Source organism: Micromonospora sp. NBC_01740 (assembly GCF_035920365.1).
In the GTDB taxonomy this organism is placed as follows: Bacteria; Actinomycetota; Actinomycetes; order Mycobacteriales; family Micromonosporaceae; genus Micromonospora; species Micromonospora reichwaldensis.
Genome location: NZ_CP109150.1, coordinates 3,647,248 through 3,672,631, shown reverse-complemented (window position 1 = coordinate 3,672,631; position 25,384 = coordinate 3,647,248). Strand labels below are relative to the sequence as shown.

Annotated in this window: 23 protein-coding genes; 7 read left to right on the top strand and 16 right to left on the bottom strand. The window is 72.4% G+C overall.

What is annotated here, in order from left to right:
- Window positions 1-13 precede the first annotated feature (13 nt).
- The 3 genes from OG989_RS17095 to OG989_RS17085 form a co-directional block, all read right to left on the bottom strand.
- Window positions 14-1,411 (bottom strand): lipopolysaccharide biosynthesis protein, encoded by a 1,398-nt coding sequence (locus tag OG989_RS17095; RefSeq protein ID WP_327027557.1) that lies wholly within the window; start codon window positions 1,409-1,411, stop codon window positions 14-16.
- 14 nt (window positions 1,412-1,425) lie between these two features.
- Entirely contained in the window at window positions 1,426-2,364 is a 939-nt protein-coding gene (locus OG989_RS17090) for an NAD-dependent epimerase/dehydratase family protein (protein WP_225852284.1), read from the bottom strand.
- A gap of 220 nt (window positions 2,365-2,584) precedes the next feature.
- On the bottom strand, window positions 2,585-3,529 hold the full coding sequence (locus OG989_RS17085; RefSeq protein ID WP_151455448.1) for an NAD-dependent epimerase/dehydratase family protein: 945 nt from the start codon (window positions 3,527-3,529) through the stop codon (window positions 2,585-2,587).
- Between the two features lie 212 nt (window positions 3,530-3,741).
- Between OG989_RS17085 and OG989_RS17080 the strand changes: the two genes are divergently transcribed.
- Complete coding sequence (locus tag OG989_RS17080; RefSeq protein ID WP_151455447.1) at window positions 3,742-4,671, top strand: NAD(+)/NADH kinase; 930 nt, start codon at window positions 3,742-3,744, stop codon at window positions 4,669-4,671.
- Between the two features lie 433 nt (window positions 4,672-5,104).
- On the opposite strand, the gene pgm is transcribed toward OG989_RS17080, so the two are convergent.
- Window positions 5,105-6,751 carry a phosphoglucomutase (alpha-D-glucose-1,6-bisphosphate-dependent) gene (pgm, locus tag OG989_RS17075; RefSeq protein ID WP_327027556.1) on the bottom strand — a complete coding sequence of 549 codons (1,647 nt, stop codon included), beginning with the start codon at window positions 6,749-6,751 and terminating at the stop codon, window positions 5,105-5,107.
- Window positions 6,748-7,980 carry a glucose-1-phosphate adenylyltransferase gene (glgC, locus tag OG989_RS17070; RefSeq protein ID WP_132235810.1) on the bottom strand — a complete coding sequence of 411 codons (1,233 nt, stop codon included), beginning with the start codon at window positions 7,978-7,980 and terminating at the stop codon, window positions 6,748-6,750. Before glgC ends, pgm begins: the two co-directional genes overlap by 4 nt.
- A 95-nt stretch (window positions 7,981-8,075) precedes the next feature.
- On the opposite strand from glgC, the gene glgA reads away from it, so the two are divergent.
- Window positions 8,076-9,278, top strand: a complete 1,203-nt coding sequence (gene glgA / locus OG989_RS17065) for a glycogen synthase (protein WP_151454389.1) — start codon at window positions 8,076-8,078, stop codon at window positions 9,276-9,278.
- Window positions 9,279-9,493: 215 nt separating this feature from the next.
- Window positions 9,494-9,703, top strand: coding sequence for a hypothetical protein (locus OG989_RS31950; RefSeq protein WP_151454388.1), 210 nt, complete (start codon window positions 9,494-9,496; stop codon window positions 9,701-9,703).
- Window positions 9,704-9,768: 65 nt separating this feature from the next.
- Here OG989_RS31950 and OG989_RS17055 read toward each other — a convergent pair whose 3' ends face one another.
- From OG989_RS17055 to OG989_RS17040, 4 genes are all read right to left on the bottom strand, one after another.
- A complete protein-coding gene (locus OG989_RS17055) occupies window positions 9,769-10,224 on the bottom strand; it encodes a type II toxin-antitoxin system VapC family toxin (protein ID WP_327027553.1) in 456 nt (151 codons plus the stop codon).
- Window positions 10,214-10,453: an AbrB/MazE/SpoVT family DNA-binding domain-containing protein gene (locus OG989_RS17050; RefSeq protein ID WP_327027552.1), complete on the bottom strand. Its 240-nt coding sequence runs from the start codon at window positions 10,451-10,453 to the stop codon at window positions 10,214-10,216. The genes OG989_RS17055 and OG989_RS17050 overlap by 11 nt, the downstream gene beginning before the upstream one ends.
- Before the next feature lie 69 nt (window positions 10,454-10,522).
- Window positions 10,523-11,698: a helix-turn-helix domain-containing protein gene (locus OG989_RS17045; protein ID WP_327027551.1), complete on the bottom strand. Its 1,176-nt coding sequence runs from the start codon at window positions 11,696-11,698 to the stop codon at window positions 10,523-10,525.
- A gap of 16 nt (window positions 11,699-11,714) precedes the next feature.
- The gene (locus OG989_RS17040) at window positions 11,715-11,912 is read right to left on the bottom strand and encodes a hypothetical protein (RefSeq protein WP_327027549.1); all 198 of its coding nucleotides are present in this window, start codon (window positions 11,910-11,912) and stop codon (window positions 11,715-11,717) included.
- A gap of 265 nt (window positions 11,913-12,177) precedes the next feature.
- Between OG989_RS17040 and OG989_RS17035 the strand changes: the two genes are divergently transcribed.
- The 3 genes from OG989_RS17035 to glgB all read left to right on the top strand — a co-directional run bounded on the left by OG989_RS17035 (window position 12,178) and on the right by glgB (window position 16,887).
- Entirely contained in the window at window positions 12,178-12,405 is a 228-nt protein-coding gene (locus tag OG989_RS17035) for a winged helix-turn-helix domain-containing protein (protein ID WP_327027548.1), read from the top strand.
- Window positions 12,406-12,703: 298 nt separating this feature from the next.
- The gene (locus OG989_RS17030; RefSeq protein WP_327031083.1) at window positions 12,704-14,797 is read left to right on the top strand and encodes an alpha-1,4-glucan--maltose-1-phosphate maltosyltransferase; all 2,094 of its coding nucleotides are present in this window, start codon (window positions 12,704-12,706) and stop codon (window positions 14,795-14,797) included.
- Window positions 14,785-16,887 (top strand): 1,4-alpha-glucan branching protein GlgB, encoded by a 2,103-nt coding sequence (gene glgB / locus OG989_RS17025; protein ID WP_327031082.1) that lies wholly within the window; start codon window positions 14,785-14,787, stop codon window positions 16,885-16,887. The genes OG989_RS17030 and glgB overlap by 13 nt, the downstream gene beginning before the upstream one ends.
- Window positions 16,888-16,930: 43 nt before the next feature.
- Here the strand turns inward: glgB and OG989_RS17020 are convergent, their stop codons facing one another.
- The 7 genes from OG989_RS17020 to OG989_RS16990 all read right to left on the bottom strand — a co-directional run bounded on the left by OG989_RS17020 (window position 16,931) and on the right by OG989_RS16990 (window position 23,562).
- The gene (locus OG989_RS17020) at window positions 16,931-18,178 is read right to left on the bottom strand and encodes an outer membrane protein assembly factor BamB family protein (protein ID WP_327031081.1); all 1,248 of its coding nucleotides are present in this window, start codon (window positions 18,176-18,178) and stop codon (window positions 16,931-16,933) included.
- A 99-nt stretch (window positions 18,179-18,277) separates the two neighbouring features.
- Complete coding sequence (locus tag OG989_RS17015; RefSeq protein WP_327031080.1) at window positions 18,278-20,302, bottom strand: family 10 glycosylhydrolase; 2,025 nt, start codon at window positions 20,300-20,302, stop codon at window positions 18,278-18,280.
- Window positions 20,303-20,480: 178 nt separating this feature from the next.
- A complete protein-coding gene (locus OG989_RS17010) occupies window positions 20,481-20,981 on the bottom strand; it encodes a hypothetical protein (protein ID WP_151454381.1) in 501 nt (166 codons plus the stop codon).
- On the bottom strand, window positions 20,978-21,109 hold the full coding sequence (locus tag OG989_RS17005; protein ID WP_255474748.1) for a hypothetical protein: 132 nt from the start codon (window positions 21,107-21,109) through the stop codon (window positions 20,978-20,980). The genes OG989_RS17010 and OG989_RS17005 overlap by 4 nt, the downstream gene beginning before the upstream one ends.
- Window positions 21,110-21,305: 196 nt before the next feature.
- The gene (locus OG989_RS17000; RefSeq protein ID WP_327031079.1) at window positions 21,306-21,977 is read right to left on the bottom strand and encodes a hypothetical protein; all 672 of its coding nucleotides are present in this window, start codon (window positions 21,975-21,977) and stop codon (window positions 21,306-21,308) included.
- A 2-nt stretch (window positions 21,978-21,979) separates the two neighbouring features.
- Window positions 21,980-22,357 carry a PadR family transcriptional regulator gene (locus OG989_RS16995; protein WP_327031078.1) on the bottom strand — a complete coding sequence of 126 codons (378 nt, stop codon included), beginning with the start codon at window positions 22,355-22,357 and terminating at the stop codon, window positions 21,980-21,982.
- A gap of 164 nt (window positions 22,358-22,521) precedes the next feature.
- A complete protein-coding gene (locus tag OG989_RS16990) occupies window positions 22,522-23,562 on the bottom strand; it encodes an App1 family protein (protein ID WP_132235800.1) in 1,041 nt (346 codons plus the stop codon).
- 180 nt (window positions 23,563-23,742) lie between these two features.
- Here OG989_RS16990 and OG989_RS16985 point away from each other — a divergent pair, with 180 nt between their 5' ends.
- Complete coding sequence (locus OG989_RS16985) at window positions 23,743-25,362, top strand: hypothetical protein (RefSeq protein WP_327031077.1); 1,620 nt, start codon at window positions 23,743-23,745, stop codon at window positions 25,360-25,362.
- Window positions 25,363-25,384: the final 22 nt, after the last annotated feature.

Sequence of the window (25,384 nt, the reverse complement as noted above, 5' to 3'; positions counted from 1 at the left end):
TCCGGCGGTCCGCTCATGCCGCGACCCGCTGGCCCTGGACCGCCGGGCCGGCTCGGGCCAGCACCTGGCGGTAACCCAGCAGCGCCGCCGGGAACACCGTCACCAGTGCGACTGCCGCACCCAGCCACGGCACCGCGGCCATCCCCAGCGCCCCGGCGCCCCACCACTTCAGCGGCACCGCCAGGACGAGGTACGCCGCCCAGGCGACGAGCTGCGGACGGACCACCCCGGCGGCGTTCTGCACCATGAACCAGGGCGAGGCCACCGCGAGCACCATCCACCAGGCACCGAGGCCGGCGAGCAGCCACCGGTCCGGTGCCTGCGTCATCCCCATCAGCGCGGCCAACGGTTGCCCACCGACGAGCGCCACCACGATGCTCGGCAGCCCGACGGCTGTCGCGGCCACGAGGGTCATCCGCCTGGTGCGGCGGCGGATCCAGGCCACCCGCCCGTGGGCCAGCGCCTCACCGTGCGCCGGCCACGCCGCCGCGCTCACCATCGACATGAGCAGCCCGAGCTGGGCGATCAGGCGGGCGGCCACGGCGAACACGGCCACGTCGGCCAGGCCACGGGTCTGTGCCACGATCAGCGGGTCGGCGTTGGTCGCGACCGTCAGCGCTGCCGTGAGCAGCAGGAACATCCCGCCCAGCCGGAGCAGCTCCCGGGCGGCGGCCCTCTCCACGCACCGCAACGACGGGGCCAGCTCCGGCATCCGCCGGATGTAGAACCACAGGCTGTTCACCGCGTTGCCCAGCAGCGGACCGATCACCACGGCGGCCACCAAGGTCACCGGCGCGGCGTCGAGGGCCACGGCGGCCAGGGTCAGCGGAAGGCAGAGCAGGGACCCGGCCAACTGCCACGTGTTGGCGCGGGCGACCTGCTGGACGCCGTACTGCACCCGGATGACCAGCGACATCGGCACGTTGAGGATGAAGACGGTCAGGCAGACCAGCGTCATGGACCGGGCGGTCGGCACCAGCTCGGCGCTGGGCAGGTTGAACACGGAGGTCCACGGGATGGCGAGCGCCCCGATCCAGAGGGCGGCGCAGGCCGCGACCGCCGCGCCGGCCAGGGTCAGGTAGGCGGTGGAGACGTAGCGTCTGGCCTGGGCGGTCTCGCCCCGGGCCTGGGTGTCCGCCAACTTGGTCATCAGCCCGTTGCCCAGGCCTAGGTCGGCGAAGGCCGCCATCGCGGTCAGTGCCGTCACCGCCTGCCACAGGCTGAACAGCTCCGTGCCGAGATACCGATGGGTGAGCGGGAGCAGCAGCAGCGGCACGACGGCACCGACCGCCCGACTGCCCACCGTCGTCGCGATGCCGGCGACCAGCCTCCGGTCACGGCCCCTGTCGTCCGCAGCCGGGTCGGCCGGCGCGGATCGGGCGTCGGCCGGCTGCGTGACGGCGGGGTGCATCGCGGTCGGCCGCCCTAGACCGGACTCAGCGCGCGGGCAGCCGAGTGCCACTCGACCGTCGCCGCCAGACCGGCGCGCAGCGAGTGCGGCCGGGCGGCGGGGAACAGCTCCTGCAGCCGGGTGCAGTCGGCCTGCGAGTCGCGGACGTCGCCGGGCCGCGGTGGGCCGTGCTCCACCTCGAGCCGCCGGCCGAGCACGACCTCCAGCTCGGCGACCAGATCCCGCAGCGACGTACGGGTGCCGAACGCCAGGTTGACCACGTCGGGCGCGCCGACGCGGCGCACCACGGCGTCGGTGATGATGTCGGTGACGTCGGCGACGTAGGTGAAGTCGCGGGTCTGCTGGCCGTCGCCGTGCAGCGTCAGGGGCCGGCCGTCGAGCGCGTCGGCGATGAACCTCGGCACCACGGCGGCGTAGGGGTGCTCGGGATCCTGCCGCGGCCCGTACACGTTGAAGAAGCGGAACGGGAGCACGGCGAGGTGGAAGCAGGCAGCGTAGGCGAGGGTGTAGGTCTCGGTGGCGAGCTTGGAGACCGCGTAGGGGCTCACCGGCATCGGCCGCAGCGCCTCGTGCCGGGGCATCCCCGGAGCCGCCCCGTAGACCGAGGAGGACGAGGCGACCACCACGTGCGGCACGTCGTGGCGGCGCACCGCCTCCAGCACGCTCACCGTTCCCGTGGCGTTGGCGTGGTGGCTGCGCGCCGGATCGTCGATCGACCCGGGCACCGAACCGAGGGCACCGAGGTGCACGACGCTCGCGGCGCCCGGTAGCGCGTCGTCCAGCACGTCCGGGTCGCAGACCGAGCCGACGAGGACCCGGGCGGGCGCGTCCAGCAGATTGTCCAGCGAACCGGTCGACAGGTCGTCGACCACCACGATCTCGCTGATCCGCGGCTGCTCGGCGAGCGCCCGGACCAGGTTCGAACCGATGAAACCGGCCCCGCCGCTGACCACGATCTTCAACTGTTTCCCCCGATGTCGCGTGTTGCCGCCTACCGGCGCCAACTAGGCGAAATGACCTTTTTGCACCCTTCTTGACAGTCAACGACAAGCAACACCCAAGGTCACGGTTGCGGATCAGGACGGGGTGCCGTCGCACCGGCGGCTCCCGCCAACCCGTTCGGGCGGGTACCGGCCACCGCCGCCCGCGCCCCGGCCGGTGGCCGGTCCGCCGTCAGGCGAGCTGCTCCGCGTGCGCCTCGTACCACTGCACGGTCGCCCGCAGGGCCTGGGCGCGCGGCACCGGCGTCACGTCGGGGAAGAGCGCGCGCAGCACCCCGTCGTCCGCGTCGGAGTGGCGCACGTCGCCCGCCCGCGACGGGCCGTGCTCCACCTCGAGCCGGCGACCGAGCACCTCCTCCAGCTCCGCGATCAGCTCCAGCAGCGAGAGCCGCGCGCCGAAGGCGAGGTTCACCACGTCGGGGGAGCAGACGCGGCGCAGGACCGCGTCGACGATCACGTCCGTGACGCTGCCGACGTAGGTGAAGTCACGGGACTGGGTGCCGTCGCCGTGCACCTGGAGCGGCCGGCCCTCCAGCGCCGCCGAGACGAACCTCGGCACCACGGCGGCGTACGCGTGGTTGGCTGCCTGCCGGGGCCCGTAGACGTTGAAGAAGCGGAACGGCAGCACGCCGATGCCGTAACAGGCGGCGTACGCGAGCGCGTAGGCCTCCGTGGCCAGCTTCGAGACCGCGTACGGGCTGACCGGCATCGGCCGCAGCGTCTCCTGGCGGGGCAGGACGGGGTTGGCGCCGTAGACGGAGGACGACGAGGCGACCACGACGTGGGGGACCCCGTGGCGCCGGACGGCCTCCAGCACGCTCAGGGTGCCGGTGGCGTTGGCGTGGTGGCTGCGCAGCGGGTCGTCGATGGAGCGGGGCACCGAGCCGAGGGCGCCGAGATGCACCACGCCGGCCGCCCCGCTGACCGCCTCGTCGAGCAGATCGGGGTCGAGGATCGTCCCCGTGAACAGCCGCACCGGCAGGTCGATCAGGTTCTCCAGCAACCCGGTGGAGAGGTCGTCGACGGCCACCACCTCGGTGACCTGCGGCGTGTCGGCGAGGGCGCGTACCAGGTTGGAGCCGATGAAACCGGCGCCACCGGTAACGACGATCTTCAAAGATCCTCCTCGTGGTTCCCGCCCGGCGCGCCACCTGCACGCGGGCCCGGGACATCGAGCCCCTGCGGACCCGCTCCCGTCTCCACCAACGACCCGTGCACCGGCGCGTCACGCGGAAAGCTCCGGACGTGACGAAGTGACACGTCGCGCGGTCGCCCGCCCGCCTCGCGGTACGCCCGTCCCGGGACCCCGGGATGTGATGAGCTGTAGGCATGGACCGGAGCCGGCTCGGGCTGGTGCTGCACCCCACCCGGGACGTCTCCGCGGTGGTCGACACCATCGTGACCTGGGCCGCCCGACACCACATCTCCCTGGCCGTACGCGCCGAGGACCGGCACCGCGTACCGGCCACGGTCGAACCGCTGCCGGTGGGCGAGGTGGCCCACCGGTCGGACGCGCTGATCGCCATCGGCGGCGACGGGACGATGCTCGGCGCGCTCCGGTCGGCCGTCCACGATCCGAAGCCGGTGCTCGGCGTACACGTCGGCAAGCTCGGCTTCCTCGTCGAGGTGGAGCCGCCGGAGCTACCGAGGGCCCTGGACCGGCTGGTGGCGCACGACTTCACGGTGGAGAACCACAGCTGCCTGGCCTGCGACGTCTGCGGCGACGACCTCGTCGCGTTCAACGACATCGCGCTGATCCGCCAGCCCGGTGCCGGCTTCGTCAGCGCCTCCCTCGCCGTCGACGGGCAGCAGTACGGGTACTACCGCTGCGACGCGCTGGTGGTCAGCACCCCGACCGGCTCGACCGCCTACAGCTACGCCGCCGGCGGCCCGCTCGTCTCGCCGGCCACCGAGGCGGTGGTGGTGACCCCGTCCGCCCCGATGGCCGGCATCTCCCGTGCGCTGGTGCTCTCCCCCCACGAGACGGTCCGCCTGCAACTGCGCGAGGGCTCCGGCCCGGTCGCGGTAGAGGTGGACGGCCTGGTCATCCGGGACGCCGCGACGGAGGGCGTCGTGCAGATCCGCTACCGGCACGACGCCGGCCTGGTCGTCCGCCTGGACCCGCGCCGCTACCAGGAACGCAACCAGCTCAAGCTGAGCCTGCTGGACCTGCCGCTGCTTCCCGACCAGCTCCGCGAACTGCTGCCGGAGGGCCTGCGGGAGAAGTTCAACCGCCGCGAGCTGCCCCCGCCCCGCTGACCCGCCCACCTGCACCCAGGCCAGCCTGGGCCCGACACACGCTGGGCCCGACACACGCTGGGCCCGACACACGCTGGGCCCGACACACGCTGGGCCCGACACACGCTGGGCCCGACACACGCTGGGCCCGACACACGCTGGGCCCGACACACGCTGTCGAGCTGATGTCGTAGACGACTCAGCTCGACAGCGAGGCAGGCTCGACCGGCCAGGCAGGCACGGCAGGCACGGCAGGCCAGCACGACCGGCCAGGCACGCACGGCGGGCCTGGCAGGAGCGCTCCCGTCAGCAGGCGCCCGCGCCGGAGAGCGCCCCCTCCTGCCCTCGGGCATGGGGCAGCTCGACAGTCGCGCACGGCCTTCTGACGCCGGCACCGGCGCCGCTCGGTCCGGCGCACACCGGTGTCGGCTGCGGTGGGAGGCGAGCCAGGTGCTCAGGCCCGTTCGAGGACCTCCGAGACCAGGTCCTTCGCCTCCTGCTGGATCCGGGCGAGGTGCTCCGGGCCCTGGAAGGACTCGGCGTAGATCTTGTAGACGTCCTCGGTGCCCGACGGCCGGGCGGCGAACCAGCCCGACTCGGTGGTCACCTTGAGCCCGCCGATCGGCGCGTCGTTGCCGGGCGCGGTGGTGAGGGTCGCGGTGATCGGCTCGCCGGCCAGCTCGGTGGCGGTCACCTGCTCCGGCGAGAGCTTGCCGAGCACGGCCTTCTGCTCGCGGGTCGCCGGCGCGTCGATGCGGGCGTACGCGGGCGCGCCGAAGCGCTCGGCCAGCTCCGCCCAGTGCTCGCTGGGGGTGCGGCCGGTGGTCGCGATGATCTCGGCGGCGAGCAGGCAGAGCAGGAGGCCGTCCTTGTCGGTGGTCCAGGTGCCCCCGTCGCGGCGCAGGAAGGACGCGCCGGCGCTCTCCTCGCCGCCGAAGCCCACCGCGCCGTCGAGCAGCCCGGGGACGAACCACTTGAAGCCGACCGGCACCTCCAGCAGCGGGCGGCCCAGGTCGGCGGCGACCCGGTCGATCATCGAGGAGGAGACCAGGGTCTTGCCGACGGCGGCGGCGGGGCCCCACTGCGTGCGGGTGCGGAACAGGTGGCCGATCGCCACCGCGAGGTAGTGGTTGGGGTTCATCAGGCCGCCGTCGGGGGTGACGATGCCGTGCCGGTCGGCGTCGGCGTCGTTGCCGGTGGAGACCTGGTAGTCGGCGCGGGCGGCGATCAGGGAGGCCATCGCGTTCGGCGAGGAGCAGTCCATCCGGATCTTGCCGTCGCCGTCCAGGGTCATGAACCGCCAGGTCGGGTCGACCGTCGGGTTGACCACGGTCAGGTCCAGCCGGTGCCGCTCGGCGATCTCGCCCCAGTAGGCCACGCTCGCGCCGCCGAGCGGGTCGGCGCCGATGCGTACCCCGGCGTCGCGGATCGCGTCGACGTCGATCGCCGCCGGCAGGTCGTCGACGTAGCGGGCGAGGAAGTCGTACGACCCGGTGGTGTCGGCGGCGCGGGCCCGGGCGTACGGGATCCGCCGGACCTCCTTCAGGCCGTCGGCGAGGATGGCGTTGGCCCGGTCCTGGATCCACCTCGTGACGTCGGTGTCCGCCGGGCCGCCGTGGGTGGGGTTGTACTTGAAGCCACCGTCGTCGGGCGGGTTGTGCGACGGGGTGATGACGATGCCGTCGGCGAGCCCGCTGGTACGCCCCCGGTTGTGGGTGAGGATGGCGTGCGACACCGCCGGGGTGGGCGTGTAGCCGTCGCGGCTGTCGAGCAGCACGGAGACCTCGTTGGCGGCGAGGACCTCCAGCGCGTCCACGGCGGCCGGGGCGGAGAGCGCGTGGGTGTCCCGGCCGAGGAAGAGCGGCCCGTCCAGGCCCTGCTCGCGGCGGTAGTCGCAGAGCGCCTGGGTGACCGCGAGGATGTGGTCGGAGTTGAACGCGTGGCGCAGGCTCGACCCGCGGTGCCCGGACGTGCCGAAGGAGACCTGCTGCGCCGGGTCCTGCGGATCGGGGTGCTCGGCGTAGTAGGCGGTCACCAGCCGCGGCACGTCGACCAGGTCGGCGGGCTGGGCGGGCTTGCCGGCCCGGGGATGACTGCTCACGGTTCCACCTTCTGTCCCTTGCCGATCACCACGATGCCGTTGTCGGAGACCGTGTAGCGCTGCCGGTCCTTCTCCAGGTCGACGCCGATCTCGGCCCCCTCGGGCACGATCACGTTCTTGTCGAGGATCGCCCGGCGCACGACCGCGTGTCGGCCGATGTCGACCCCCTCCATCAGCACCGCGCCGTCCACGTGCGCCCAGGAGTGCACCTTCACCTTGGGCGAGACGACCGAGTTCTCCACCAGCGAGCCGGAGATCACCGCGCCGGGCGACACCATCGAGGCGACCGCCCGGCCGACCCGCTCACCCCACTGGTGCACGAACTTGGCCGGCGGGTACGTCAGCTGCCCGGTGTAGATGGGCCAGTCGAAGTTGTAGAGGTTGAACACCGGGTGCACGTTGATCAGGTCCATGTGGGCGTCGTAGAAGGAGTCGAGCGTCCCCACGTCGCGCCAGTAGCCGCGGTCCCGGTCGGTGCTGCCGGGCACCTCGTTGTCGCGGAAGTCGTAGACGTTGGCCTCGCCGCGCTCCACCAGCATCGGGATGATGCTGCCGCCCATGTCGTGCTTGCTGGTCTTGTCCTCCGCGTCGCGCTCGACCGCCTCGCACAGCGCCTTGGTGCTGAACACGTAGTTGCCCATCGAGGCGTAGATCTGGTCGGGCGCGTCGGGCAGGCCGACCGCGTCGGTGGGCTTCTCGCGGAACGCCCGGATCCGCCGGCCGTCCTCGCCGACCTCGATGACGCCGAACTGGTCGGCCATCGACAGCGGCTGCCGGATGCCGGCCACGGTGACGCCGGCGCCGGAGGCGATGTGGTCCTCCACCATCTGCCGGGGGTCCATCCGGTAGATGTGGTCGGCGCCGAAGACGATCACGTGGTCGGGCTGCTCGTCGTGGATGAGGTTGAAGCTCTGGTAGATCGCGTCGGCGGAGCCGGCGAACCACCACGGGCCGCGGCGCTGCTGCGCCGGCACCGGGGTGACGTAGTTGCCGAGCAGGGTCGACATCCGCCACGTCTTGGTGATGTGCCGGTCCAGCGAGTGGGACTTGTACTGGGTCAGCACGACGATCTTGAGATAGCCGGCGTTCGCCAGGTTGGACAGGACGAAGTCGACCATGCGGTACATCCCGCCGAACGGGACGGCCGGCTTGGCCCGGTCCGTGGTGAGCGGCATCAGGCGCTTGCCTTCTCCGCCGGCCAGGACGATCGCGAGCACCTTGGCAGCCATGTCCAGACGCTATCTACCCCGCCGTCACTTCACCACTCGTACGGCACAGTTCCACAGCCGGGTGCGGCGGCGCGTTCTGCACTAGGGTGCCGTTCATGAACGACTCCGCCGGGCTGCGCGTCGACCTGCTGACCCGTGAGTACCCGCCCGAGGTGTATGGCGGCGCCGGTGTGCACGTCGAGTACCTGGCCCGGGAGCTGCGCCGGCTCGCCGACGTACGGGTGCACTGCTTCGGCGCGCCACGCACCGAGGCGGGTGTCACCGCGTACGCCGAACCGGCGGGCCTGACCGGCGCGAACGCCGCGCTGCGGACGATGGGCGTGGACCTGGAGATGGCCGCGGCCTGCGCCGGCACCGACGTGGTGCACAGCCACACGTGGTACGCCAACTTCGCGGGGCACACGGCGAAGCTGCTGCACGACGTGCCGCACGTGGTGACCGCGCACAGCCTGGAGCCGCTGCGGCCGTGGAAGGCCGAGCAGCTCGGCGGCGGCTACGCGCTCTCCTCCTGGTGCGAGCGCACGGCGTTCGAGGCGGCCGACGCGGTCGTCGCGGTCAGCGAGGGGATGCGGCGCGACGTGCTGACCGCCTACCCGGCGGTGAACCCGGACCGGGTCCGGGTGGTGCACAACGGCATCGACACGGCGCAGTACGCCCCGGACCACGGCACGGACGTGGTGGGCCGGCTCGGCATCGACCCGGCCCTGCCCAGCGTGGTGTACGTGGGGCGGATCACCCGGCAGAAGGGCCTGCCCTACCTGCTGCGCGCGGCGCGCGACCTGCCGGCGGACACCCAGCTGGTGCTGCTCGCCGGCGCACCGGACACCCCGGACATCGCCGCCGAGGTGGAGGGCCTGGTGACGGAGCTGCGGGCGAAGCGCTCCGGGGTGGTGTGGGTCGCGGAGATGCTGCCGAAGCACGAGGTGATCCAGGTGCTCACCCACGCCACGGTCTTCGTCTGCCCCTCGGTCTACGAGCCGATGGGCATCGTGAACCTGGAGGCGATGGCCTGCGAGACGGCGGTGGTGGCCACCGCCACCGGCGGCATCCCCGAGGTGGTCGCCGACGGCGAGACGGGGCTGCTGGTCCCCATCGAGCAGGCCACCGACGGTTCCGGCCGGCCGCTGGACCCGGACCGCTTCGTGGCCGACCTGGCGGCGGCGATGAACGAGCTGCTCGCCGACCCGGCTCGCACCGCCGACTTCGGCCGGGCCGGCCGGCAACGCGCCGTCGACCACTTCTCCTGGGACACCATCGCCGCCCGCACCCTCGACCTCTACCGCTCGCTGCTGAAGTGAGTCGGCAGGGTCGTCGATCCGGCACCTGACCGTCGAGATCCCAGTCGCCGACGGTGGGCAGAATGGCGGCATGGGCTGGCGGAGGAGACGTGCGCCGATCCGGCTGCGCAGCCGGTGGCTGCCCGGGTACTGGCTGCGCCACCCTCTGCTCAGCCTCGTGGTCCTGCTGGTCGGGGCCGTGGGGCTCTTACTACTACTGGCGTCCACGGCCGCGGGTGGGCGATGCGGCCACCGTGGTCTATGACCCCGCCTCACCCGACGCGATCGTGCGCGACGTACGCATCGGCGACGACCGGTACGCGGCGTGGGTCGGCATCGGCCTGGTCGTGGCGTTGGGATCGGGTGGCGGTGTGTTCCTGTGGCGCACCTGGCCGATATGGCGCGAGAACGCCGAAGACTGGCGATCCGGACGCCACTTCGCCTGATGGCGAGGCGGGGTCAGGTGGCGTGCAGGGCGGCGGCGAGGCGTCGGCCGGCTGGCCACTCGGCCTCAGCTCGTCGGGGTGATCAGATCGAGCTTCGGGAAATAAGTGCGGTATCGAGCGCCGTCGCGGGTGAGCAACCGATACCCGCACACCGCAGCGTGCGCCCCGATGTAGAAGTCGGCGATCGGCGATCGCTTGGCCCCTCCCTGGGAGCGGTACCTCGCGTAGGCCTTTCCGGCCAGGAACCCGGCCGGGTAGGGCAGTTCCTCGCGGAGGAGGTCCGCTGCTGGAAGCGCCTCGTCGAGTTCCTCGATGGTGTCGAACCGGACGGAGACCTCGGCGTAGACGATCGGGTTGATCACCAGGGCGCCGGTGTCCCGGGCGGCGGTGAGGGCATCATTCGACCAGTCCGCCCAGTTCGGGTCCTCGGTGAAGATGTCGAGCAACACGTTCGTGTCCACCAGCGTCGTGGCGGAGTCGGTGGGCCGCGGTGCCAGCGCGCGGAGTCGCTCACTCCCCACGTAGCAGCTCCATCAGTTCGTCGGTGGACATACCGCTGGTCTGCTTCGCACCGCCGCGACCGCGCATGTGCCGGACCAGGCGCTGGCCCCTGGTCTCCGCACCACTCACCCGGACGATCCGCAGCGCACCGCCCTCCTCCACGACGTCGACCTCGTCGCCCTCGTGCAGCCCGTGTCGGGCCCGCAACGCGGCCGGGATCGTGACCTGACCCTTGCTGTTGAGTTTCATGACGCCCCCCTCTACCACGTAATACAAACGATACGTGTCGGGGATGGGTTCGGGCAGGCCACAGGCGCCTCAGGTGACGTGCAGGGCGGCGGCGAGGCGGGCCAGGCCGGCGGGAGCGGCGGCGTACCGGGCCACGGTGGCGACGAGGTCGCGCGCCGCCGGCCGGTCGTGCACCTCGCTGTGCGCGGTGCGTTCGGCGTCCAGCAGCGCCCGCCCCGACCGGGCCATGTCGCCGGCGAGAGCGTGTACGCGGGCCACGTCCAGCAGGTACGCCGCCCGGTGCTCGGGCGGCAGCCACCGCCACTGCTCACCGCAGACCAGCCGCTCGTGCCGTACCGTCGCCGCCTGTACGTCTCCGACGGCGGCCTCGGCCACCACCCGCGCCGCCTCGACCGACGCCCGGCCGAAGCCGCCGCCGACGGTGCCGACCGCTGCCGCGGCCTGGTCGAGCAGGCCGGCCACCCGGCGCCCGTCTCCCCGGCCGGCAGCGGCGAGGGCGGCCTGGAGCAGCAACGTCACGCGCAGCGACGGGGCACCGTCACCGCCCGGCGACAGGGCACTCTCGGCCGACTCGCGCGGCGGGAGACGGCGGGCGGCCACGAGCGCCGTCTCCATCGCGGAGCGCCGCCGGCCGACGGCCCGCAACGCCTGACTCAGCGGTACGGTGGCGACGGCGGCCAGCCGCGCGTCGTCCGTGGCCAGCGCGACGGCCATCCCCCGGTCGGCGGCCAGCCACGCCAACTCCCCCTGACCGACCTTGACAAGCACCAGGGCGACGAGCCCGTACGCGGACACCAGCAGCTCGTCGGCAGCCCGGCCGGGGCGGGCAACCCGCGCCTCGCGGGCGGCGTCGAGCAACCCGGGCAGCAGGCCGAGCAGGATCGGATACCGGGCGTGCCGGTAGCTCTGCTCGGCGTGGTCGAGGCGAGCCCGTACCTTCGCGACGTCGGGCGGCCGGGACGACGCCTCGACGTGGTAGCGGGCCAGAGCGGCCCGGATCCGCGCCACACCGGCAACGGCGACGTCCGGTTGCCCGATCCGCTCCGCGAGCAGCACCTCCATGTCGATCCGCAGCGCCTCGGCGACCTCCCGCAGGTTGGACATCCGTTCCAGCGGGCGCACTCCGCGCTCGACCTTGTCCACCCAGCTCTTCGACTTGCCGAGACGGTCGGCGAACTGCTGCTGGGTCATGTTGCGCCGCACCCGCCACTGGGCGACCCGCCGGCCCACCGGCAGGCCCGTCACCGCCGGCCCGTCCCGCTCACCGCAGGATCCCGACCGCGACGAGCACGAGTACGAGCAGCGCCACCGTGATGCCGTAGGCGTACTGGCGACGGGTGAGCGGCGCGCGCTGCGGGCGGGGCGGACAGGGCACCTGATCCCCGTCGGGGTGCCGAGCGCGGGCACCCGGGACCGGGTGTGCCGCCGGCAGCGGCCCGTCGGGCGGACGCTCCTGCATGGTGAGCCTCCTTGCGGGTGAGTACAAAGCGTGCGGTCAGGACGAGGTGCGCGAAGCATGCGGTGTGGATCAGGGCGAGGTGGGCCAGGGCGGGTCGGTGGAGAGGACGGTCCGCGTTCCCTCGCCCGGCCCCGGGGCGCTCCGCTGCTGACGAGAGAACCCCTGCCATCCCAACTTAGAAGGCACTGCCTTCACAGTCAACAGAGCATGCACGGCGCGTCACTCGGGTGCGAAGATCGGTTCGCTGACGAGAGGTGGCGCCACCATGCCGCAAGCACCGCTGTATGAGCAGATCATCGCCGATGTCACGGCCTCAATCCGCGCGGGCACCCTTCAGCCCGGCGACAAGCTGCCGTCTATCGCCGAGATGCGCGAGCAGTACCAATCGAGCGCATGGCCCGTGCGATACGCGCTGCGGATCCTGGAGGAGAGAGGCTGGATCGTGACCCGGCAGGGCAAGGGCTCCTTCGTGGCAACCGAACCGCCCGCCTGAACCCCAATCTTCCACCCCCTGGGCATAGCGTTCCGAATCTCGGGATTGCAGTAGATCTTGGCAGGAAACGGCCCTTGGAGGGGCCATTTGGTACCAAGATCTACAACGCCACTATCCACACCCCGCCACCGTGCCCACGCCAGCCACCGCGCCTTGAGCGACGACGGCGGACTCGGGCGGATGGTGCGGGCACCAGGTGTCCGCCGGGCCCTGACCGGACCTCTCTGGACACGTCAGGAGGGAGGGCGATGGGGTGCTTGGCCGCGCGCGAAAGGATCTCGCGCAGTAGGTTGAACCGGTGACTGGACGGTTCCCGATCGAAGACGTCTCCCCCGTCGTCTCCTGCGGTCGCTACCCGGCCAAGGCGGTGGTCGACGAGCCGGTGCCGGTGTCGGCCCGCGCCTACCGGGAGGGGCACGACGCGCTCGGCTGCAACGTGGTCTGGCGTGGTCCCGACGGGCGGGCCCGACCGTTCACCCGGATGCGCCCCGGCGAGCCCGGGCAGGACCGCTGGCACGCGGTGATCCGCCCCGACGCGGTCGGCGAGTGGGTGTTCACCGTGGAGGCGTTCCAGGACCCGTACCTGACCTGGCAGAACGCGGTCACCAAGAAGATCGCCGCCGGGCAGGGGCCGGCGGACCTGGCCAACGACCTCGCCGAGGGCGCCCGGGTGCTGACCGCGGCCGTGGAGCTGGTGCCGGCCGGCGACGCGGGGCGGGTCCGCGCGGCGGTGGCGGCGCTGGGCGACGCCGACAGGGAGCTGCCCCGGCGGGTCGCCCCCGCGCTGGAGCTGGCCGACCTGCTCTGGGAGCACCCGGTCCGGGAGCTGGTCACCACCGGCGCGGAGCACCGGCTCTGGGTGGACCGCCGGCGGGCGCTCTTCTCCGCCTGGTACGAGTTCTTCCCCCGCTCGGAGGGGGCCGTCCCGGCCACCGCCGACGCGCCGGCGCGCTCCGGCACGTTCGCCACCGCCGTCGAGCGCCTGCCCGGCGTCGCGGCGATGGGCTTCGACGTGCTCTACCTGCCGCCGATCCACCCGATCGGCCGGGTCAACCGCAAGGGCCCCAACAACTCGCTGACCGCCGGGCCGGACGACGTCGGCTCGCCGTGGGCGATCGGCGCCGCCGAGGGCGGTCACGACACGATCCACCCCGACCTGGGTACGCCGGAGGACTTCCGCGACTTCGTCGCCGCCGCCGCCGAGCAGGGCCTGGAGGTGGCGATGGACCTGGCGTTGCAGTGCGCGCCGGACCACCCGTGGGTGACCGAGCACCCGGAGTGGTTCACCACCCGGGCCGACGGCAGCATCGCGTACGCGGAGAACCCGCCGAAGAAGTACCAGGACATCTACCCGGTCAACTTCGACAACGACCCGGAGGGCATCCGGGCCGAGGTCCTGCGGGTGGTGCTGCACTGGGTCGGCGAGGGCATCCGGATCTTCCGGGTGGACAACCCGCACACCAAGCCGTTCGACTTCTGGCACTGGCTGATCGCCGAGGTGAAGAAGGTCGACCCGGACGTGCTCCTCCTCGCCGAGGCGTTCACCCGGCCGGCGATCATGCACGGGCTGGGCAAGATCGGCTTCACCCAGTCGTACACGTACTTCACCTGGCGCACGTCGGCGGCGGAGATGCGGGCGTACTGCGAGGAGCTGGTCGAGGCGGCCGACTACATGCGGCCCAACTTCTGGCCGAACACGCCGGACATCCTGCACGAGTCGTTGCAGCACGGCGGCCCGCCGATGTTCAAGATCCGGGCGGTGCTGGCCGCGCTGCTCTCCCCCTCCTGGGGCATGTACGCCGGCTACGAGCTGTTCGAGCACGTCGCCCGCCCCGGCGCGGAGGAGTACCTGGACAACGAGAAGTACGAGCTGCGCCCCCGGGACTGGGCCGGCGCGCAGGCGCAGGGCCGCTCCCTCGCGCCGTTCATCGCGGTGCTCAACCGCGTACGCCGGGAGAACCCGGCCCTGCACCAGCTGCGCAACCTGGTCTTCCACGACATCGACAACCCGGCGCTGCTCTGCTGGTCCAAGCACGACCCGGAGACGGGCAACACCGTGCTCGTGGTCTGCTCGTTCGACTCGCGTGAGGTGCAGTGGGGCAACACCACGCTGGACATGCCCGCGCTCGGCCTCGACTGGCACGACCGGTTCACGGTGCGCGACGAGCTGACCGGCGCCAGCTACGACTGGGGGCAGCGCAACGCCGTGCGCCTCGACCCGTACCTGCAACCGGCGCACGTGCTGACGGTGCGGCGACCCGCCCCCGGTGTCGGCCCCGCGCCGGCGCAGGCGGCGCCGGACCTGACCGTCGAAGACGTCCCCGACGACCTCTCGGGCGGCACCGCCCCCACCGCTCCCGCCCAGAAGGACGACGCCCGATGGACCAGTTGATCGCCGGCGCCACGCACGACCCGCACGCCGTCCTCGGCGCGCACCCGGCCGACGGGCGGACGGTCGTCCGGACGCTGCGCCGGGGCGCCGCCGACGTCGCCCTCGTCGTCGACGGCGAGCGGCACCGGATGCGGCGGGTGCACGACGTCGGCGTCTTCGAGGCGGAGGTCGCGGGCGAGGTGCTCGACTACCGCGTCGAGGTCGACGGCCGGATCCACGACGACCCGTACCGCTACCCGCCCACGCTGGGCGAGCTGGACCTGCACCTGATCGGCGAGGGCCGGCACGAGCGGCTCTGGGAGGCCCTCGGCGCGCGGGTCTTCGACGAGGGCGTGGCGTTCACCGTCTGGGCGCCGAACGCGCGCGGCGTGCGGGTGGTCGGGGACTTCGCGGGCTGGGCGCCGGACGACGGCTGGCCGATGCGCTCGCTCGGCGGCAGCGGGGTGTGGGAGCTGTTCGTCCCGGGCGTCGGGGCGGGGGCCCGCTACAAGTACCGGATCCTGGGCGCCGACGGGCAGTGGCGGGACAAGGCCGACCCCCTGGCGGCGTACGCGGAGGTGCCGCCGGCCACCGCGTCGGTGGTGCACCACTCGACGTACGAGTGGGGCGACGCCGACTGGCTGGCGCGGCGGGCCCGGCGGCAGCCGCACCAGGAGCCGATGAGCGTCTACGAGGTGCACCTCGGCTCGTGGCGCCCCGGGCTGAGCTACCGGGAGCTGGCCGAGCAGCTGACCGCGTACGTCACGGAGCTGGGCTTCACCCACGTGGAGTTGCTGCCCGTGATGGAGCACCCGTTCGGCGGGTCCTGGGGCTACCAGGTCACCGGCTACTACGCGCCGACGTCCCGCTTCGGCGATCCCGACGAGTTCCGGCACCTCGTGGACGCGCTGCACGCCGCCGGCATCGGCGTGATCTTGGACTGGGTGCCGGCGCACTTCCCCAAGGACGAGTGGGCCCTCGGTCGCTTCGACGGCACCGCCCTCTACGAGCACCCCGACCCGCGCCGGGGCGAGCACCCCGACTGGGGCACGTACGTCTTCGACTTCGGCCGCCCGGAGGTGCGCAACTTCCTGGTCGCCAACGCGCTCTACTGGTGCGACCAGTTCCACGTCGACGGGCTGCGGGTGGACGCGGTCGCCTCGATGCTCTACCTGGACTACTCGCGCCAGGAGGGGCAGTGGCTGCCCAACCGGCACGGCGGCCGGGAGAACCTGGAGGCCATCGCCTTCATGCAGGAGGTCAACGCGACGGTCTACAAGCACCACGCCGGGGTGACGATGATCGCCGAGGAGTCCACCGCATGGCCGGGGGTCACCCGCGCCACGGCCGACGGCGGGCTCGGCTTCGGGTTCAAGTGGAACATGGGCTGGATGCACGACACCCTGCTCTACACGTCGAAGGACCCGGTCCACCGGCAGCACCACCACCATCAGCTCACGTTCTCCCTGGCGTACGCCTGGAGCGAGAACTACGTGCTGCCGATCAGCCACGACGAGGTGGTGCACGGCAAGGGCTCCCTGGCCGGCAAGATGCCCGGCGACACCTGGCAGCGGCTGGCCAACGTACGCGCGCTGCTGGCGTACATGTGGGCGCATCCCGGCAAGCAGTTGCTCTTCATGGGCTGCGAGCTGGCCGACGACCGGGAGTGGAGCGAGGAGCGGGGCCTCGACTGGTACCTGCTGCACGACCCGGCCCGCGCCGGGGTGCAGCGGCTCGTCGGCGACCTGAACCGCGTCTACCGGGACACCCCCGCGCTGTGGGCGCAGGACACCGAGCCGGCCGGCTTCCGCTGGATCGCCGGCGACGACGTCGCCAACAACACCGTCTCGTTCGTCCGGATCGCCCCCGACGGCGCGACCCTGGTCTGCGTGGCGAACTTCTCCGCCCTGCCACTCGAGGACTACCGGATCGGGCTGCCGGCCGGCGGCACGTGGGCGGAGGTGCTCAACACCGACGCCCACCACTACGGCGGCTCGGGGGTGGGTAACCTGGGCGCCGTGCACGCCGAGGACGTGCCGTGGCACGGGCTGCCCGCCTCGGCCGCGCTGCGGGTGCCCCCGCTCGGCGTGCTCTGGCTGCGCCGCGACTGACCGTACGCCGGAGACGCCTCGGCCGTCCTCCTCGCTGCAAGGCTCAGCCGATCGCGGGATGGACCGTCATCTCCCTCTGTTCGACGTCGATCCCGAAGCCCGGAACGACGACTTCGGGGACGAAGGGGAGATCCGTGACCCTGTCCTGCCCCGTGCGCGCGTCGAGGATCAGCGGCCCGTTGCTGGTGGATCCGTAGACCACGCCACGTCGGGCGGCCGTGATTTTGGGCGCCTCCCGCCCGGAATCCTTCCCGGGCACCTGCCACAGTCGCTCGTGGGACGTGGTGTCGTACGCGACCATGGTTCCGGTCCGGCTGACGAGGTGCTGCGAGCAGACGACGACGCTCTCGTCGTCGTATCGGCAGACGCTGGCGCCACCTCCCGTCTCCAGGCGGATGACCTCGCGACCGGTCCTGATGTCGACGATCCCGTTGGGCCCGTCGCCGCGGCGGCCCACCGGGTACACCTGGAGCAGCCCGCCGCCGAGTGGGCCGTTGATCAGGTTGCCGGCGGGCTTCGTCTCCTCGTGGGCCCACACCTGGGAACCGTCCGAGGCGGCGAGCCCGATCGTCGAACTCGGGACCCTGTGCGCATCCGCTCCGGAAGTCATGCCGGCGACGACGTCGCCGTCGAGGGCTCGGGCCTGGAAGGCGGGCTTCGTCCACCGGACCTTGCCGGTCCTGGCGTCGAGAACGGCGGTGAAGTCGCCGCTGACGCCCGTGTCGTACGAGTCGGTGGACAGCACGACATGGTCGGAGCTGGCCGCCACCACCTTGTCGACCCCGAGGCTGCCGTCCTCGGGGATGCCCCTGTCGTCCACATCCGACTGCCAGCCGGGCGCGCCATCGGCCAGCCCGAAGCTCGCCACCCGCAGCACGGTGCGGGCGGGAACCGTTCCGCTGCCTACGATATCCACCCGATAGGTCACGAAGGCGGTCGGCTTGCCGTCCACCTCCGCGATCATCGGCCCGGTGTTGCCCAGCCTGACCGGCGGACCGGCCAGCGGCGCACTCCAGCGACGCGCACCCGTGGCCAGGTCGTACGCGGCGAGGGCGTTCTTGCCGTCCAGCAGATACGCGGCCCCGTCCCGGAGCTGGAACATCCTGCTGGGCAGCGGTATCCGGACCGGCTTCGCGGCGAAGGCCAGCGGAGGGTCGAGTGCCGACGACTCGGAAGGGCTCGCGGTGGCGGTGGTCTTCGGCGGAGGCGGTGGCGTGTCGTCACTACATCCCGAGACACCTACGGCCAGCGCCAGCACGGCTGCCGAACCGGCGGCAACACGTCGGCGCATGAGCCCTCCCGCGGTCACGGAAACGTATTTGTCGGCCCGACTCTAGCGTTGGCCGGCCCGTTCCCCGGGGCGGCGGGACGCCCCGGGGAACGGGCATGCTCAGAGGCGGGTGATCCGGACGGCGTCGGCGACGACGTACCCCTGGGTGCTGGTCCAGCGGCTGACCCCGACGACCTGACGCGTCCCCGCGGCAAGGTCGTAGGTGCCGAGCACCCGCCACTGCCCGCCGCCGCTGCGCTGGTCGACGGTGGCGGTCACGTTCCCGTTCGCCGTCGCCACCAGGTGCGGGGTGGCGCTGTTGTAGCCGGGGTCGGCCGGGTACCAGACCTCGACCCGGTACGAGCCCGCAGCGGGCAGCGTCGCGGTGAACCAGGCCGGGTCGCTGACCGCCTGCGGGCTGGCGAACCGGTAGTTGGCCCCGTAGCGCGCCGGGAGGTACGACGACGTGCCCCAGGTGGTGGCGGCCGTGAAGCCGCCGGCCGTGGCGTTGTCCACGATCACGCTGAACGTACCGCCGGTGCCGGTAACCACCCGCGCGTTGCTGGCCGCGCTCTCGTGGTGCAGCCGGTCCAGGGCGGTCACCAGGTAGCGGTACGTCGAGCCGGCCGCGGCGGTGGCGTCGGTGAACGTCCCGGTGCCGCCCGAGGCGCGGACCGTGCCGAGCAGGTTGCGGGCGTCGGCCAGGTCGCAGGCGTCGACCGCACCGTCGCCGGGCAGCCGGTACACCGCGTACGCGGCGGTGCTGCCGGTGGCGCCGCGCTGCCAGTTCAGGGTCACGCCGCCGGTGCCGTGTACCGCCGAGGTGAGGTTCGGGGCGGCGGGCGCGGCGCCGCCCACCCCGGCCGGCGCCAGCGCGGGCCGGCGGTAGTGGTCGGTCGCCGTCCGGGAGACGGCGCCGATGCGGTCCGCGCGGACATCCTTGGCGCTGAAGTGGATGTCGCCGACGATCCTCGGGTAGCTGCGGTTCAGCGTGAGGTGGTCGGTCAGCTCGGCCGGATCCTGCCAGGCGGCGTCCTGCCCGGACGCGCCCGCGCGGTAGGTGGCCTGCCCCACGAGCAACTGCACGTCGGTGCCGGCCACGGTCTCGGACCACCAGCGGACCAGCTCCGCGTAGTCGGCCGCCGGGTGGCCGATGTGCCAGTAGATCTGGGGGGCGATGTAGTCGACCCACCCCTGCCGCACCCAGCGCCGGGTGTCGGCGTAGATCGCGTCGTACGACTGGAGGCCCTTGGTGCGCGAACCGAGCGGGTCGGTGCCGGCGTTGCGCCAGATGCCGAACGGGCTGACGCCCAGCTTCACCCACGGCTTGGCCGCCCGGATCTTGTCACGCATCTCCCGGACCAGCAGGTTGACGTTGTTGCGCCGCCAGTCGCCGATGGTGCTGAAACCGGCGCCGTACTGGGCGTAGGTGGCCTGGTCGGGGAACGCCACCCCGCTGACCGGGTACGGGTAGAAGTAGTCGTCCCAGTGCACCGCGTCGATGTCGTAGCGCTTGACGGCGTCCATCATCGCGTCCTGCACGAAGGCGCGGACGGCGGGAATGCCGGGGTTGTAGTAGATGTGCCCGCCGTAGGTGACGGTCCAGCCCGGGTTTTTGCGGGCCGGGTGGCTGGCCGCCAGCTTGGTCAGGTCGGTGTGGTTCGCCACCCGGTACGGGTTGAACCAGGCGTGGAACTCCAGGTTGCGGGCGTGCGCCTCGGCCACCATGAAGGCCAGCGGGTCGTAGCCGGGGTTGCCGCCCTGGGTGCCGGTCAGCCACTGCGACCACGGCTCGTACGTCGACGGCCAGAACGCGTCGGCGGCCGGGCGGATCTGCACGACGACGGCGTTCATCCGACGCTGCTTGGCCAGGTCGAGCCAGCCCCGGTACTCCGCCTGCTGGGCGGCGGGCGTGAGCCCCGTGCGGCTGGGCCAGTCGATGTTGGCCACGCTGGCGATCCACATGCCGCGCAGCTGCCGCTTCGGGGTGGCCGGGTCGGTCACGCAGGCCGCCTGGGCGGCGACGGGCACGGTCTCCGGCGTGGCGGGACGGGAGGCGGGGGCGCCCGTGGGGACGGCCGCGCCGAGGGCCAGCGCCGCCACCAGCGCCAGCCCGGACAGGTATCGACCATAATCTCTACGCACGAAAAGATATTCAGCGTTGCCGCGGCGCTTTGCAAGTATCCTTCACGATTTTCACCGACCGGGGTCACGTCGGCACCCGACGGTGCGGCTGCCGGCCCAGCCTGTGGGCGATCGCAGGCCGTTGGCCCCCGACCACCCTGCCGCCGATCGAGCGGCATCGAGCGGCGGAGTGGGCCCCCTACTCACAGCGGAGGAATCGGACGGTATAACCCTGGTCAGGATCACCGTCGTAGCCAAAAAGCCCGATATCGCCGTCAACTGTGCGAACTTTGAGCTCGGCAGACCTTGCATTCGCCGACGAGCCGAGCACCTCGAATTCCAGATCGAGGCTGGGCGATCGGGCAGCATCATCATAGGACCAACGGCCATGTCCGCCCGCAGGCCGCCTGCCACCGAAATCCCGATCCAGCACATACCCTTCGGCGAACTCGTCATCATCGTGAAGAACGGTGAAGAAGTCATGCGACAACTTCGTGAGAACGAATTCACCTTCCTTCTTCACCGTCAACAGGTCTCCGCTTCCGGAACACCAGGTCCCCGGCACGTCATCGGCCTTGATCGGCGGTGGCTCCGTCTGCCCGCAGGCACCGAGAAGGACGCTCGCGATCAAGCAGACCCCTGCCATGAGCAGAGCGTTGACGCCGCGAGAGTCGCGCCGGACCTTCTGCACTGCCGTCAACTGGCGACCACCTCGAACCAGTGGAGGTTTCTGCTGATGCTGGAGATCGACCCCGGTGCCGCCCCGGGCGCCCCGCCCGGCTGGCCGAGGTGGCCCCGCAGCAGGCCACCGTCGAACTGCCCGACCACGGCCCAAGGTGCTACAAAAGCCGCACCCCCAAGGGGACAACGGGGTTCAGGCTGAACATGATCATCATGAATCCCGAACAGCAGCCACAGCGTCAGGCCACCTGCCCAGTTCGTCCTGTTCCTCATCCGCTTCTTAGCAGGAGAAGGACACCCACGACCACGTCGCAGCAGGCTGCGTGAATGCGTTGAGCCGGCCTCACGCCGCTACCGCCCTTTCGTACCCGCCACCGTCACGCAGCGACCACTTGCGGGCCACAAGGGTGGCACCCGTGACGGCGGCAGCGACGAGCGCGGCCTCGATGGCCATGATGAGCGGGTGGGTGCTGTAGCCGACCGCCCTGGCGAACCCCATGGTGACCGGCATGGCGATCGCGCCGCCGATCGGCAGCAGCACGATCATGGCGTTCGCGGTCTGCCGGATCCGTGGCAGATGCCCCAGCCGCGCCCGTACCGCGATGACCGCGCCGCCGACGGCGAGCGCGGCTGCGGTGCCGTAGTAGAGCAGGACCGCCAGCACGGTCGGCATCCGGAACCCGCGCGGCACGTCGATCCACGCGACCAGGATCGGGTACACGAGGACAAGCGCGATCGCACCGACGCAGGCACCGAGCACGGCGCCGGTCAGGGCGGTCCGCGTCAGGCGGGCGTACTCGTGTCGAACGCGCTGCACTCCGGCCTCGTCGGCCAACTGTCGCGCGAACCCCCGAAGGTCGGAGCCCAGGAGTTGCTCCGGCGTGACACCGTCGGCGGCGGCTGAGCGCAACTCCAGCCGGAGATCGGCAGCGAGCACCGCGCGGTCCCGGCGACGAATGCCGCATGCCCGCCATTCCCGTTCAGCAGCCACCATGGCCTCGTCGATGGCGTCCACAATCAACTCCTTGCGCTGTCGGAGGTGGAGTCGGTCAGAGCGGTGTTCACGGTGTGGACGAACCGCGTCCACTGCCGCCGCCACGCGTCCAGACGCTCCTGGCCGGCGTCGGTGACCGCGTAGACCTTGCGGGGCGGCCCTGTCGGGCTGGCTTGCACCTCGTCGACGACGAGGCCGAGACGACGCATCCGGGTCAGCAGCGGGTAGATCGTGCCGTAGCCGACGCCCTCGATGCCGATCGCCTCAAGTCGGCCGACCAGCTCGTAGCCATGCGTCGCCCGCCTGGCGAGCAGGGCCAACAGGCACATGTCGAGGGCGCCACGCAGCAACTGCGTCTGCCTGTCGCCGTCGTCGGAGGCCCCGGAGCCGGCCGCTATCATGCGGCACACACTACCTCGACTATTATGCGTTGCCAAGTAGTTGCAGTCGGCGGGGCCATGAGTGCGATGCGAGCGGTACCTGCCCGCGGGGCAGGCTCGATGCCGTGCGGCCCCGGCGGGGCCCGGTCAGAAACAGGCTCGGAGGGCTGCCGGTCGGCGGTCCGTCAGACCAGGCCGGCGTCGCGCAGCAGCTTCCAGAGCCCTGCGCCGTCGGGCGCGGAGAGCCACTTCTGCCCCACCGGCCCCGCCGACGACTCGCCGGCCGGGGTGGGCAGGCTACCGGCCAGCACCGCCTGCGTGGGCGAGAGCCGGCGGATACCCACGCCGGCCACGTTCTCCGGGTGGGCGGCGGCGAACTCGCGGTAGATCTCCGGGTCGTGCTGCCCGTCGTCGCCGACCAGCAGCCACTTCACGTCCGGGAACTCCTTGGCCAGCCGGGCCAGGGTGACCCGCTTGTGCTCCCGCCCGCTGCGAAACCAGCGGTCGGCGGTCGGCCCCCAGTCGGTCAGCAGCAGCGGGCCGGCCGGGTAGAGGTGCCGGGACAGGAACCGGGTCAGCGTCGGCGCCACGTTCCAGGCGCCCGTGGAGAGGTAGAAGACCGGAGCGCCCGGGTGCGCGGTGACCAGCCGCTCGTAGAGCACCGCCATGCCGGGCACGGCGTTGCGGGCGTGCTCGTCGAGGACGAACGTGTTCCAGGCGGCGAGCAGCGGCCGGGGCAGCGCGGTGACCATGACCGTGTCGTCGATGTCGGAGAGGATGCCGAAGCGCACCTCCGGGTCGAGGATGCGCACCGGCGCCTCGACCGGCTCGGCGTCCGGCAGGCTGATCCGCACCGAGCCCCAGCCGGGCGGCAGGTCCGCCTCGACCACGGCGTCGACGAACCCGCTGCGGTCGGCCCGCGCCTCGTGCCGTTCCCCGCCGGCCTCGATGGTGACCGTGACGTGCTTGGCTGGCAGCGTGGTGAAGCTGCGCCACCCGCGCACCTTCTCCAGCCGGCCGCGCTGGCGGGTGTCCGGCCGACCCAGCAGCACCCGGCACATCACCCGCACCCAGCCGGGCGCGCCGTAGCCGGTGTACGCGATGACGTTCGTCCGCCAGCCGGTGCGCCGCAGCCGGCGCTCGACCAGCGAGTGCACGGCGTCCTCGATCCGCGCGGCCCGGTGCAGGTTCGGTACGGCCAACTGGCCGGCGGCAGTGGGTGGCACGCCAGCAACCCTGCCACAACCCGGCCACCTCGGCCACGCGAGGCGATCTTCCCCGGCCGTCGGGAAGCCCGACGTCATGCCCGCCGTGGTCCGGCGGATCGTCCGCGCTGCGCCGATCCGCCCCGGCCGGCCCCGACGGCGTGAAACACTCCGGTCGGGACGACGACGGGGGCGTTGGTCGTGTCGCAACCAGTGCGCAAGCGTGGGCGGTGGCGCCCGCAGCTAGACCGGCCGGCGCTCGTGGCGCTGCTGCTCGGGCTCGCCGGGGTCGGCTACCGGCTGGTCCTGACCCTGCACACGGTGCCCGTCTCCAACAGCGACGAGGCGACGTTCGGGCTGGCCGCGCTGCACATCGCGCAGGGCCGCGAGCTGCCGGTCTTCCTCTACGGGCAGCGCTACATGGGGGTGCTGGAGTCGTACCTGGCCGCGCCGCTGATCGCGGTGGCGGGGCCGGGCTGGCCGCTGCTGCGCCTGCCGCTGCTGCTGCTCTACGCCCTCTTCCTCTGGCTGATCCACCGGCTGACCCGGCGGATCGGCTCGCCCTGGTTCGCCACCGGGATCGTCGGCCTGCTGGCGCTCGGCGGGGAACGGGTCGTCCGGGACCAGCTGACCGTGGTCGGCGGCCGCCCGGAGGTCAAGGTCGCGGTGCTGGCGATGCTGCTGATCGCGGTGGGCCTCGCCCGGGGAACGGTGCGGCACCGCCGGCTGGCCGTCGGGCTCTTCGGCCTGCTCGCCGGGGTGTCCGTCTGGTCGGACTGGCTGATCCTGCCCTACCTGGCGGTGGCCGCGCTGGTGCTGGCGTGGGTGGCCCGCCGGGAGCTGCTCGGTTGGGCCGGGGTGCTGCTGCTGGCCGGGTTCGCCGTCGGGATCGCGCCGATGATCCGGGACAACCTGCTCGCCCCGCCCGGCGAGGACTCGCTGTCGGTGTTCCGCGAGATCAGCACCAAGGCCGGGCCGACGCCGCCGTGGTCGCGGCGCCTCGACGGCGGACTGTTGGAGGGGGTGCCGCTCGCCGCCGGCCTCTGCCCGATCGACGGCTGCGCTCGTTGGCAGGGCTGGTTCGGGCTGCTCTACCCCGTGCTGCTGGTGGTCGCCGCCGCGCTCGCCGTCCTCGCGTACCGCCGGGCCGCGGGCGCCCCGCGCGGCGAGCGGGTCGGCCCGGTGGTGCACCTCTCGCTGGTCGTCGGCGCGGCGTTGACCCTGCTGTCGTACGTGCGCAGCCCTCTCGCGGCCACCAGCCCGCTGGACAACGCCCGCTACCTGTCGGTGCTCCAGCTCTCCCTGCCGGCGGTGCTGTGGCCGCTCTGGGTGGCGGCGGTCGCCTGCTGGCGGGGCACGGTCGGCGCGCTCGGCCGCCTGGCCGGCGCGCTGGCCACCGCCGTGCTCGCCGCGCTGGCCGCGACCACGCTGGTGGTCACCGTGCTGTTCGCGGCCACCGGCACCGGGGCGTCCCGGATCGAGGAGCGGCAGGCCCGCGAACTGGCCGACACGCTCCGCACGGGCGGCCCCCGCGAGGTGTACGGGGACTACTGGACCTGCAACCGGCTGATCTTCAACACGGCCGAGGCGGTGGTGTGCGCGGTGCTCGACGGCGACCTCACCCCCGGGCAGAACCGCTATCCCGCGTACTGGCGGCAGGTGGGGCGGGCCGACCGGCCCGGGTACGTGCTGGCGGCCGACTCGGCGGCGGAACGGCGGCTGCGCCGGCTGCTGGGCGACCAGGCCGACGCCGCGCTGGTCGCCGACGTGGGCGGGTATCGCGTGTACCACCCCCAGACGCCGGTGCGGCCGTGGCGGTAGGGCCGGCCCGTACGCTGGCCGG

Bases quoted from the DNA above. Each gene is read 5' to 3' on its own strand.
- OG989_RS17095 (WP_327027557.1), bottom strand. From the start codon at position 1,411: ATGCACCCCGCCGTCACGCAGCCGGCCGACGCCCGATCCGCGCCGGCC.
- OG989_RS17080 (WP_151455447.1), top strand. From the start codon at position 3,742: ATGGACCGGAGCCGGCTCGGGCTGGTGCTGCACCCCACCCGGGACGTC.
- glgC (WP_132235810.1), bottom strand. From the start codon at position 7,980: ATGGCTGCCAAGGTGCTCGCGATCGTCCTGGCCGGCGGAGAAGGCAAG.
- glgA (WP_151454389.1), top strand. From the start codon at position 8,076: ATGAACGACTCCGCCGGGCTGCGCGTCGACCTGCTGACCCGTGAGTAC.
- OG989_RS17050 (WP_327027552.1), bottom strand. From the start codon at position 10,453: ATGAAACTCAACAGCAAGGGTCAGGTCACGATCCCGGCCGCGTTGCGG.
- OG989_RS17040 (WP_327027549.1), bottom strand. From the start codon at position 11,912: ATGCAGGAGCGTCCGCCCGACGGGCCGCTGCCGGCGGCACACCCGGTC.
- OG989_RS17035 (WP_327027548.1), top strand. From the start codon at position 12,178: ATGCCGCAAGCACCGCTGTATGAGCAGATCATCGCCGATGTCACGGCC.
- glgB (WP_327031082.1), top strand. From the start codon at position 14,785: ATGGACCAGTTGATCGCCGGCGCCACGCACGACCCGCACGCCGTCCTC.
- OG989_RS17020 (WP_327031081.1), bottom strand. From the start codon at position 18,178: ATGCGCCGACGTGTTGCCGCCGGTTCGGCAGCCGTGCTGGCGCTGGCC.
- OG989_RS16995 (WP_327031078.1), bottom strand. From the start codon at position 22,357: ATGATAGCGGCCGGCTCCGGGGCCTCCGACGACGGCGACAGGCAGACG.